Source organism: Hydrocoleum sp. CS-953 (genome assembly GCF_002260545.1).
Classification (GTDB): Bacteria; Cyanobacteriota; Cyanobacteriia; order Cyanobacteriales; family Microcoleaceae; genus Trichodesmium.
The window spans coordinates 1-4,041 of record NZ_LGSU01000645.1; the positions used below are offsets into that span (position 1 = coordinate 1).

The 4,041-nt window shown below is 35.3% G+C and carries 1 protein-coding gene and 1 pseudogene; both read left to right on the plus strand.

Translation table 11 applies throughout. The features are described 5' to 3' along the window. Window positions 1–340 precede the first annotated feature (340 nt). Window positions 341–745: AAA-like domain-containing protein (locus AFK68_RS41200; RefSeq protein ID WP_246844047.1), on the plus strand; the 405-nt coding region annotated here is incomplete at its 3' end. A gap of 1 nt (window position 746) precedes the next feature. Continuing rightward, window positions 747–3,889 (plus strand): annotated as a pseudogene (locus tag AFK68_RS07300) (AAA-like domain-containing protein); the annotation flags it as partial. Between the last annotated feature and the right edge of the window lie 152 nt (window positions 3,890–4,041).

Genomic DNA, 4,041 nt, shown 5'->3' on the forward strand with positions numbered 1-4,041 from the left:
GTTTCCATACTGTGTTCATTACAGAATAATTAATAATTAATAGTTAATAATTAATAATTAAGAGTTGATAGTCAATAATTAATTATTCATTGAACAATTAAGGTTTAAAGCCTCCCCTTTTAAAGGGGTAAATCAAAAAAATTTCCTTGAGCGCCAATCCCTTTCTTTCAAGAAGGGGTAATTATTAATTATTAATTGTATTCCTACGGAATGCTGCGCAAACGGCTGTCGCCGACATGAACATTGTTCATTGCTGAATTAATAACTGAAGTGTTACCTAAGTCTAGCATTACTTTTGGGAATTGGTATAATAAGCAATCTGAAATGGAGCAGATTAATTATGACTAATTATATATATCAGGTTGGTGGTAGTCTAAATAGAAATTCTCCAACTTATGTTATTCGTAAAGCTGATACTGAAATTTATCAGGCTTTAAAAAGAGGAGAATTTTGCTATGTTCTTAACTGCCGACAAATGGGTAAATCTTCTCTATTAGTTCGTACTCAAGCTCGACTTAAAGAAGAAGGGTTTAAATGTGCCACTGTAGATATGACTAATATTGGCAGTGAAAATATTACACCTCTACAATGGTATAAAGGTATAGTCGCTGACATCTCCCGTAGTTTCAAACTGACAAGAAAAGTACCGTTAAAAAAATGGTGGGAAGAAATAGGAGAAATATCTTTATTACAAAAATTAAGTAAATATATTTATGATGTACTTTTGGTAAAATTTCTCCGAAAANGTTTTCGGAAAAATTTTTGTATTTTTATTGATGAAATTGATAGTATCCTCAGTTTAGATTTTCCTATAGATGATTTCTTTGCTCTGATTCGTTACTGTTATAATCAAAGGGCTATTAACCCAGAATATAATCGTATAACTTTTGCTATATTTGGAGTTGCTACACCATCAGATTTAATTCAAGATAGAAAAAGAACTCCATTTAATATTGGTACAGCTATAGAATTACATGGATTTACTCTAGAAGAAATAGCTCCATTAGCAACTGGATTAGAAGTTAAAGAAGGCAATCCTAAATTAATTCTCCAAGAGATTTTAGCCTGGACAGGAGGGCAACCATTTCTCACACAAAAGTTATGTGATTTAGTAGTAAATACCAGTCACGATGCAGCATCAGGAATAGTCACAATTCCACCAGGACAAGAAGCATTTTGGGTAGAGAGTATTGTCAGAACAAAGATTTTACATCACTGGGAATCTCAAGACGAACCAGAACATTTAAGAACTATTAAAAATCGCATAGAATATTATCCAGAAAAGTTGGGAAGATTACTGGGAATATATAATGAAATCCTACTAAAAAAAGAAGTAAAAGCAGACGATAGTTGGGAACAAATACAATTAATTCTGTCTGGTTTGGTAGTTAAAGAATCAGGATTAATAAAGGTTAGAAATCGGATATATGAAGAAGTATTTAACTTAGAATGGGTAAATCAAAAATTAAGTTTACTGCGACCTTATAATCAGACTTTTGATGCTTGGATAGAATCGGGAAAACAGGATAATTCGCGACTATTAAGAGGAAATGCTTTAGTCGATGCTCAACTTTGGGCAAATGGTAAAAGTTTAAGCGATTTAGATTATCAATTTTTAGCTGCTTCCGTGGAATTGGATAGAGAACAGGTGCAATTAAGTTTAGAAGCTGCAAAAACTAGAGAAGTAGAAGCTAGGTTAATAGAAGAACAAAAAAGATTAGAAGCTGAAAAAAAGAAAGTTATTCAAGAGAAAAAAACAGCCAAACTCCAAAGATTTTTACTCGGAACATTAAGTATGGCATTATTAGTTACTGTCGGGTTAGGAGTAATAACTTTTCGGCAATATCGCAAAGCATTACAAAGTGAAAATCAAGCCAGAATTAGTGAAATTAAAGCCTTAATTGCTGCTGCAAAAGGCAGTTTGGCATCAGAACAGAAATTAGACGCATTGATACAAGCAATAAAAGCACAAAAAAAATTACAAGAATATCCTAACAAAAATCAGCTACCTCTAGAAATAGAAGCTCAAGTAAAGTTAGCATTGCAAAGAGCTATATATACAGCAGATGAATATAACCGCCTTATTGGACATAAACATCGGACAATAATAGTTGCTATCAGTAATGATGGAAAAACTATCGCCACTATTAGCGCTCAAAAAACAATAAAACTCTGGCATAAAAATGGTCAGTTGTTGCCAATTGTACTTGAACATCCTACAGCAATTTGGGAATTAGCTTTTAGTCCTGACGATCGAATCATCGCATCTGCTACAGCAGGTGGTAAAATTAGGCTCTGGCATCAAGATGGCAAATTACACAAAGTTCTGACTGCACATGATGCAAAAATTTATGGAGTTGCCTTTTCTCCCAATGGAGAGACTATCGCATCTGCTGGAGGAGATAGCACCGTTAAACTTTGGCATCGAGACGGCAAATTGCTCAGAACTCTCACCGGACATCAGGGAAGAGTTTGGGCGGTTGTTTTTAGTTCTGATGGCGAGATAGTTGTCAGCACTTCTGTAGATGGAACTGTCAAAATATGGCATCAAGATGGTAGGTTATTGAGAACTTTCAAAGCACATAACACAGTAGTTTTCGACGTTGCTATGAGTCCAGATGGGGAAATATTAGCTACAGCGAGTGATGATAAAACAGTGAAACTTTGGCACAAGGATGGCAGGTTACTCAAAACTATTAGGGGTCATACAGAGGCAGTTCGGAAAGTAGTTTTTAGTCCTGACGGCAAAACTTTAGCCTCCGCTTCTGAGGATAAAACAGTTAAAGTTTGGTCTCTAGACGGACAGTTAGTCAAAACTTTCACTGGTCATCAGGATAAAGTGTGGGGAGTTGCTTATACTCCTGATGGTCAGACTTTAATATCATCCTCCACAGATCAAACGGTAAGATTATGGAAGCCATTCAACGGTTTATTTTTTCCCCTTATAGATCATAGTAATAGGGTTTGTGGGGTTGCCTTTAGTCCTGATAGTAAAGTGGTTGCTACTACTTCCTCAGATAAAACAATCAAACTTTGGCATCGAAATGGTGACTTAATAACAACTCTTACAGGACATGAAGGCAGAACTTGTGCAGTTGCTTTTAGTCCTGATGGTAAAACTTTAGCTTCAGCTAGTGATGATAGAACAATCAAATTTTGGTCTTTAGATGGGGAACTCCTGAAGAGTATTGATACTGGACATCAAGAAGGTATTTGGAGAATTACTTTTAGTCCTGATGGTAAAATTTTAGCTACAAGTTCATGGGATAGCACTATTAAACTCTGGAGTCAAAATGGCGAGTTGTTGAAGACTTTAAACGATCATACTAACTCGGTTGTCGGAATAGCTTTTAGTCCTGATGGAGAAATATTTGCTTCTGCTTCTAGAGACTCTACTATTAAGCTCTGGTCTAGAAGAGGCAAACTCTTGAAAACTTTGAGGGATCATTCTGTATCAGTTTGGGGAGTTGCTTTTAGTCCTGATGGAAAAATCTTTGCTTCTGCTTCTGACGATGGCACAATTAAACTCTGGAACCGCAACGGAGAACTGCTCAAGACTTTGGAAAATAATGAGACTGCTATTTGGGAAGTTGCCTTTAGTCCTGATGGCAATATTCTCGCAACTACTTCTGCAGATAATACAGTTAAGTTATGGCATAAAGATGGTAGGTTACTCAAAACTATGTTTGGACACACCACAACTATATCTGGAATTGCCTTTAGTCCAGATGGTAAACAAATTGCCTCGGTTAGCCAAAAACAAGGCATAATTTGGGATATAGAAAATATTCTCAAGTTGGATGAACTGACCTATGCTTGTAACTGGGTGCGTGATTATTTGCAAACTAATAGTGAAATTGAAGAAAGTGATCGGGGTTTATGTAATTAATGGATAATGGATAATGGATAATTGATATTAATGGATAATGGATAATGGATAATTGATAATGGATAATTGATAATTGATAATTGATAATTGATAATTGATAATTGATAATGGTTTTGTTGCATCAAAGCATATAGCTGCAACACTTGCTTGTG